The following is a 7,192-nucleotide window of genomic DNA, read 5'->3' on the forward strand; positions in this document are numbered from 1 at the left end:
GCGCGGCCGCCCCGCCGTCGCTGCCCCGGCCCGCAGGCCGACCGCCGCCCATCGCGTGCCCGCGCGCCCAACGCATCACCCCACGCCCTTCCCTCTCGACCGGCCGCACAAGGCAGCACCGGGCCGCACAAGGCAGCACAAGGCAGCACAAGGCCGCTCCGGGCTGTTCCTGTCCCGCGAGCGTCGTTAGGATCGTCGGCCCCGTTCCCCACGAGGGTGCGGCCCCCGTTCCCCGAGAGGGAAGGACACAGTTCCATGGCTCCCATGGCTCCCATGGCGTCCGCCGTCCAAGGCTCCTGTGCTCTGGTGACCGGCGGCACGGGATCGTTCGGGCAGAACATGGTCGAGTGGCTGCTCTCCGCGGGCTGCGCCGAGGTGCGCGTGCTCAGCCGCGACGAGCTGAAGCAGGAACTCATGCGCAAGCGCCTGGACGACGGCCGGCTGCGCTTCCACATCGGCGACATCCGCGACTACGACAGCGTGCTCGGCGCGAGCCGCGGCACCGATCTGATCCTGCACGCGGCGGCCCTCAAGCAGGTGCCGTCCTGCGAGTTCTTCCCGCTGGAGGCGGTACGGACGAACGTACTGGGCAGCGCCAACGTCATCAGCGCCGCCGAGAGCAACGCCGTGCCCTCCCTGGTGTGCCTGAGCACCGACAAGGCCGTGTACCCGATCAACGCCATGGGCATGACCAAGGCGCTCCTGGAGAAGACCGCGCAGTCGCACCCTCGGAACAACCCCCTGGCCCGCACCACGGTCTCCTGCGTCCGCTACGGCAACGTCATGGGCTCCCGCGGCTCGGTGATACCGCTCTTCCTCGAACAGCTCGTCAGCGGCGTGCCCGTCACCCTCACCGCGGCGGGCATGACCCGGTTCATGATGACCATGCGGGACTCCGTCGACCTGGTCGAGTACGCGCTCGGCCACGCCCGCTCCGGCGACCTGTTCATCCGCAAGCTCCCGGCCTGCACGATGGAGGACCTGGTCACCGGCCTGGTGCGGCTGTTCGGCAGGGACGCCGAGGTCAAGGTCATCGGCCACCGGCACGGCGAGAAGACCCACGAGTGCCTGGCGACCGGGCAGGAGCTGGCGCGCGCCGAGGACCTCGGCGACTACTACCGCGTACCGCTCGACTCCCGCGACCTGAACTACTCCGCGTACCTCGACGAGGGCGACGTGTCCGCCGTCTGCCCCGCCGACTACGACTCGCGCACCGCCCGCCGCATGACCGTCCCCGAGATCGAACGGACCCTCGCCGGGCTACCCGAGGTGCGCCGGGCGCTCCGCGCCGCCCGGGGGCACGTCACCATGTGACGGGCAGCTCCTCCAGCTGGCGCACCAGCAGCCCGTCGGTCCACCGCAGCCCCTCGGGAGCCGCGGCGGGCGCGAGGCGGGGGAAGCGCGCCACCAGCATGCCGAGCGCCGTCCGCAGTTCGATCCGGGCCAGGCTCGCGCCCAGGCAGTAGTGCGCGCCGTGGCCGAAGGTGAGGTGCGCGTTGTCGGTACGGGCGATGTCGAAGCGGTCCGGGTCGGGGAACCGGCGCTCGTCGTGGTTGCCCGACACCGGCGGCGCGAGCACCACCTCGCCCCGCCGCACGACGCCCCCCGACAGGGTCACGTCCTGCTCGGCCACGCGCGGCACCGCCGTGTCGCCGGGCATGTGGTACCGCAGGATCTCCTCCACCGCGCTGTCGATCAGCGCCGGTTCGCGGCGCAGCCGTGCCAGCTCGCCGGGGTGGCGCAGCAGCAGGAACGCCCCCCGAGTGATCATGTTGGTGCTCGCCTGATGGCCCGCGGTGATCAGGCCGCGCACCATGCGCCGCAGGTCGTAGTCGCCGAGGTGCGCGTCGGCGTCGCGCACCCGGATCAGCTCGTCGAGCAGGCCGTCGCGCGGTGCGCGGCGGCGCCGGTCGATCAGCTCGCTCACGTACTCCTCGTACGCCCGGAACGCGGCGGCGACCTCCTCCTTCGAGTACGCGGTCACGGACAGCCGGACGTTGGCCCACTCGTGGAAGCGGTCCCGGTCGCGGTCGGGGATGCCCAGCAGCTCGCAGACCACGGCGATGGGCACCGGGAACGCGTACTGGCGGACGAGGTCGGCCGGCGGCCCGGCGGCCTCCAGCGCGTCGAGGCGCTCGCGCACCGCCCGGTCGACGCGGCCCTGCCAGCGCTGCGCCCGCCACGGCCGTAACGCGTCCTGGACGGTGTCGCGCAGCCGCCGCCGCCCGGCCGCTTGCGCCGCCGCCCGCTCCCCGCCCGTACGGTCGTCGTCGTCCGCGGCGCCGCTGTCCGTACGGTCTTCACCTCGCAGGTTCCCGACCGCACTCGGCGCCTCCCCGCCGTCTCCGTCCCCGCGGCTCTCACCGGGAATCGGCATGAAGAGATACCGGTCGTCGCGGGCGAAGCGCGGGTCGGCGGTGACGGTGACGACGTCGTCGTACCGCGTCGCGAGCCACGCGTCGTGGCCGCCGGGCAGCCGGATACGGGTCAGGGGCGCCTCCTCGCGCAGGCGCGCGTACTCGGGCGGCGGGTCCCCGTGCGGTCCCGGCGGGTACGGGAAGCCGTCGCGCGGGCGGTCACCGGACGGTGTGCTCATGTCATCCCCCTGTCCGAGGCGTCGTGGGCGAGCGTGGCCGCCGCGGCCGGACCCGCGTCCGCTGCCGCCGGGCCGCGCCCCGCGCGCCGCCCTCCAATGTGGGACTCCCGCGAATCCGGCACAAGAGGGGGCGGGGGAGCGGCACGTGGGAGACGGCGCGGCGGGGGCGCACGGCCGTCGTGGGACGTACGGGGCGTTGTCCGCGCGCCCGTACGGTCCTTATCGTCGATGCCGCACCGCGCACAGAGACGGCCCGCCGCAGCCGGCCGGCCGAACGGCGACCCCAGGGGGCCGGATGAGCGTCGACGGCGGCACTTCAGAAGGCGGAGCGGCGGGCGCGACAGCGGAGGACGGGCCGCAAGGGGACGGGCCGCAAGAGGCACGCGCGCGTGGGCGCGTCGCGGGGTACGCGCGGACGCTCGCCGGTCATCTGGCCGCGCAGCGCGGCGCGGTCACGGTGCTGGCGGCGCTGCTGCTGGTGGAGGTCGCCTTGCAGGCCGCCGGCCCCTACCTGCTGCGCGCCTTCGTGGACGGGGCGCTGGCCCGTGAGGCCCGGTCGGCGCTCGTGGCGCTCGCAGTGGTCTACCTCCTCGCCGCCCTCGGCGGCCAGGCCGTCGCGGTGCTGACGCAGTACCTCGGCGCGCGGGTGGCCTGGCGCGGCGCGAACCGGATGCGCGCCCGGCTCGTACGCCACTGCCTGCGCCTGGACCTGACGTACTACCACCGGCATCCCCCCGGCGAGCTGGTGGACCGGATGGACGGCGACGTGACGCGGCTGGCGAACTTCCTCTCCCGGATGTCCCTGGTGATCGCGGCCCAACTGCTCCTGGTGACGGTCGTCCTCGTGGCGCTCTTCACGCTCGACTGGCGCTTCGGGGCGGTGTACGTGCCGTTCTGCGCGCTCGCGGTGCTGCTGCTCGCCACCCTGCTGGGCCGGGCGCTGCCGCAGCTGGCCGAGGCCCGGCAGGCGGGCGCCGACCTGCTGGGGTTCCTGGAGGAGCGGGCCGGCGCGACCGAGGACATCCGGGGCTGCGGGGCCGGGCCGCATGTGACGCGGGAGCTGTGGCGCGTGCTGGGGCGGCAGTACGCCGCCGCGCTGCGGGCGGCCCGCGCCACGGTGCGCTGGCCCGCGGCGGTGCAGGCGCTGACGCAGGTGAGTCTGGCGCTCGCGCTGTCGCTCGGCGCGTGGCTGCACGCCTCGGGCCGCATCAGCACCGGCACGGTGTTCGCCGCGCTGTCCTACGTCACGCTGCTGCGGGCGCCGCTGATGGGGATCACCACGCAGTTCGGGGACCTGGAGGAGGCGCTGGTCAGTCTGCGCCGCACCGACGAACTGCTCGCCGAACCCGCCGCCGTGGGCGACGGCGGCGGCGCGGTGCCGCCGCGGGGGCCGCTGGGCCTGGAGTTCGACCGGGTCTGCTTCGGCTACCCCGCTTCCCGTACGAGCCTGCGCACGCCGTCCCGCACGGTGCTGCGCGAGGTGTCGTTCGCGCTGCCGCCGGGGGAGCGGCTGGCCCTGGTGGGGCCCACGGGCAGCGGGAAGTCCACGCTGGCCCGGCTCCTGTTCCGGTTCCACGACCCGGACTCGGGCGCCGTACGGCTCGGCGGACGGGACGCGTCCGCCTACGGGCTGGCCGCGCTGCGCGGGCGCGTGGCCCTCGTCCCGCAGGAGGTGCAGCTGCTGCACGCCAGCCTGCGCGACAACCTCACCTTCCACGACCCGGCCGTCACCGACGACCGGCTGCTGGCGGCCGTCGACCGGGTCGGGCTCACCCCTTGGTACCGGGGTCTGGACCACGGCCTGGACACGCTCGTCGGCGACGGCGGCGCGGGGCTCTCGGCGGGCGAGGCCCAACTCGTCGCGCTGGTACGGGCGTTCCTGCGCGACCCCGGACTCGTGGTGTTCGACGAGGTCTCCGCGCGGCTCGACCCGCACACCGAACGGCTGCTGCGGCGCGCCACCGGCCGCTTCCTGCACGGCCGTACCGCCGTGGTGGTGGCCCACCGGCTGGAGACGCTGCGCGCGACGGACCGCGTCCTGGTGCTGGACCAGGGGCGGGTGCGCGAGTACGGGCGGTGGGCGGACCTGCTCGCGGACCCGGCCTCCGCGCTCCACCCGATGCTGCGCGCGGGCGAGGCGACCCTGTGACGCGGCAGCGGACGCCGATGCGGTGCGGCGGTGACGCGGGACGCACGGCCGCCCGCCGCGATCTCGCACGGCTCCCGGCCGGCCAGGCGGGGCGGTACGGGTTCCTGGCCGCGCTCTGGATGCTGTGGCGGGCCGGCACCTTCGCCGTCGGCCTGCTCATGCGCGAGTACTTCGACGCGCTGACCGGCGCGCAACCGGTGCGCCTCGGGCTGTGGGGGCTCATCGCCGCCGTCGTCGCGGTCGAAGCGGCCCGGATGTCCGTACAGTTCGGGGCGATCCTGGGACGCCTGGAGCCCGCGCTCCAGCACCGGACCGCCGCCCGGCTGCGGGCCAACCTGCTGGGCTCGCTGCTCTCGCGCCCCGGCGCGCACGGCGCCCACGGCTCGTCCGCCGAGGCGCTGGCCACCCTCTCCACCGACGTGGACGACGTCGCCTCGTTCGTGGCCTGGTCCCCGGCGAACCTGGCGCGCTGGCTCTTCGCGGGCGCCGCCCTGGCGTTCATGGTGTCGATCAACCCGGTGGTCACCCTGGGGCTCGTCGTCCCGCTGTGCCTCGCGGCCGTCGCGAGCCGGCTGGTCAACGCCCGCTACCTGGCCGCCTGCCGGCAGGGGAGGGCGGCGTCGGCGCGGGCCAGGGGCGCGCTGCGGGAGGCGGTCACGGCCGTCGAGTCCGTACAGGCCGCGCAGGCCGAAGGGGCCGTCGCCGCGCATCTGGAGGGGCTGAACGAGCGGTGGCGGGCGGCGGCCGTGCGCGAGGAGCTGTTCGGCAACCTGCGCGGCTCGCTGCTGTCGAACGCGGCGTCGGTCAGTACGGGCATCGTGCTGCTCCTCGCGGCGGGGCAGGCGCGGGCGGGCGACTTCACCGTCGGCGACCTGGCGTTGTTCAGCTTCTTCCTCCAGTTCCTCACCGAGGCCGTGAGCACGCTGGGGCTGTTCACCGTGCGCTACCAGCGCGCCGTGGTGGCGATGCAGCGGATGGCCGCGTCCACCGGCGCGGACGGCTCGCCGGTCCGGCGGACCCCGTTGCACCTGTCGGGCCCGGCGCCCGCAGCGCCCGCGCCCGCTCACCATGAAGCTCCACCGCTGGAAGAGCTGCGGGCCCGGCAACTGACGTACCGTCACCCCGGCGGCCAGGGCATCCAGGACGTGGACCTCACCCTGGCGCGGGGCACGCTCACCGTCGTCACGGGCCGGGTGGGCGCGGGGAAGACCACGCTGCTGCGGGTGCTGCTCGGGCTGCTGCCCGCCGCCCGCGGCGAGGTGCGCTGGAACGGGGAACGCCTGGACGACCCCGGCGCGTGGCTCGCGCCGCCGCGCTGCGCGTACACCCCGCAGGTGCCGCGGCTGTTCAGCGGCACCGTACGGGAGAACATTCTGCTGGGCGCCGCCGCCGGGGATCGGGACCTCGCGGCGGCCCTGCACGACGCGGCGCTCGCCGCGGACCTGGACCGCATGGAGCACGGCCCCGACACCCTGCTCGGCCCCCGCGGGCTGCGGCTCTCCGGCGGCCAGGCGCAGCGCGTGGCCGCCGCCCGGATGCTGGTGCGCCGCCCCGAACTGCTGGTGTGCGACGACCTGTCGAGCGCGCTGGACGGCGATACGGAGCGCCTGCTGTGGCGGCGGGTGCTGCGCCGCGGCGGCACGACCGTGCTCGCGGTCTCGCACCGGCAGGCCCTGCTGCGCCGCGCGGACCGGATCGTGGTGCTGGCCGACGGCCGGGTGGCGGGGAGCGGAACTCTGCCGGAACTGCTCGACGCATGCGAGGAGATGCGCCACTTGTGGCACGAACCGCCCGACGCGAGCCGCTGAACGGCACGGTCCCCTCCCGTACCTCGGGTTTCTCGCCGCTCGTGGGCCCCGTCCCGCTGGGGCGGCGGGGAAGGGAGTTACGACGGGTGACTCATGAGGTGTCAACCGGGTGTCCACGCGCTGTACTTCTGTCCGAAAACCCGAATTTCATTCGTTCTCTTCCGTGCGAGGATGGCTGGCCGAACCGGGCTGACCGCGTGAGCGATCACCAGTGCCTGCTCCCGGCTTCGAGGACAGCGGCGGGAGCGGTGCCCCGAGAGGAGGGGACACATGCGCAGCCCCGAGAACAAGTCACCGGCGGACGCTGCGCCCCCCGCTCCCCATACGGCCGGGCAGCCGCCGCCCGCCACGGCCGCCGGGGCCCAGACACCGCCCGGACGCGCCGAAACCGAGCTGCTCATGCGGGGCATCGTCACCGCGACCGCCCCGCCGCAGGGGCTGTGCGGACTCCAGGACGTCCTGCTGCGGGCCCTCGCCCCGACCATGACGGGCCACCGCGTCGAGCCCGCCGGGCTCGCCCCCCTCGACCGCGCCGAACTGCGCCGGGCCCTCGCCTGCCGGGACGCCGAATTCCGCACCTGGGTGGGGCTGCTGCTCCTGATCAACGAGGTCATCCTCGCCCCGCTCACCGACGAGACC

Annotated in this window: 5 protein-coding genes; 4 read left to right on the forward strand and 1 reads right to left on the reverse strand. The window is 75.0% G+C overall.

Features of this window, described 5'->3' with window-relative positions:
- The first annotated feature begins 255 nt into the window (after window positions 1-255).
- The gene (locus tag ACFU99_RS26395) at window positions 256-1,314 is read left to right on the forward strand and encodes a polysaccharide biosynthesis protein (protein WP_384396262.1); all 1,059 of its coding nucleotides are present in this window, start codon (window positions 256-258) and stop codon (window positions 1,312-1,314) included.
- Here ACFU99_RS26395 and ACFU99_RS26400 read toward each other — a convergent pair.
- Window positions 1,304-2,596: a cytochrome P450 gene (locus ACFU99_RS26400; RefSeq protein ID WP_384396265.1), complete on the reverse strand. Its 1,293-nt coding sequence runs from the start codon at window positions 2,594-2,596 to the stop codon at window positions 1,304-1,306. The genes ACFU99_RS26395 and ACFU99_RS26400 overlap by 11 nt on opposite strands.
- A 295-nt stretch (window positions 2,597-2,891) precedes the next feature.
- On the opposite strand from ACFU99_RS26400, the gene ACFU99_RS26405 reads away from it, so the two are divergent.
- The 3 genes from ACFU99_RS26405 to ACFU99_RS26415 form a co-directional block, all read left to right on the forward strand.
- Window positions 2,892-4,745: an ABC transporter ATP-binding protein gene (locus ACFU99_RS26405; protein WP_384396268.1), complete on the forward strand. Its 1,854-nt coding sequence runs from the start codon at window positions 2,892-2,894 to the stop codon at window positions 4,743-4,745.
- Window positions 4,742-6,553, forward strand: coding sequence for an ATP-binding cassette domain-containing protein (locus tag ACFU99_RS26410; protein ID WP_384396271.1), 1,812 nt, complete (start codon window positions 4,742-4,744; stop codon window positions 6,551-6,553). Before ACFU99_RS26405 ends, ACFU99_RS26410 begins: the two co-directional genes overlap by 4 nt.
- Before the next feature lie 270 nt (window positions 6,554-6,823).
- On the forward strand, window positions 6,824-7,192 hold a 369-nt coding region (locus ACFU99_RS26415), incomplete at its 3' end, for a hypothetical protein (protein ID WP_384396274.1).

It is taken from the genome of Streptomyces sp. NPDC057654, from assembly GCF_042800135.1.
GTDB lineage: Bacteria > Actinomycetota > Actinomycetes > Streptomycetales > Streptomycetaceae > Streptomyces.

What these genes read in the sequence shown, in the direction of transcription:
- ACFU99_RS26405 (WP_384396268.1), top strand. Translation starts at nt 2,892, where the DNA reads ATGAGCGTCGACGGCGGCACTTCAGAAGGCGGAGCGGCGGGCGCGACA.
- ACFU99_RS26400 (WP_384396265.1), bottom strand. Translation starts at nt 2,596, where the DNA reads ATGAGCACACCGTCCGGTGACCGCCCGCGCGACGGCTTCCCGTACCCG.
- ACFU99_RS26395 (WP_384396262.1), top strand. Translation starts at nt 256, where the DNA reads ATGGCTCCCATGGCTCCCATGGCGTCCGCCGTCCAAGGCTCCTGTGCT.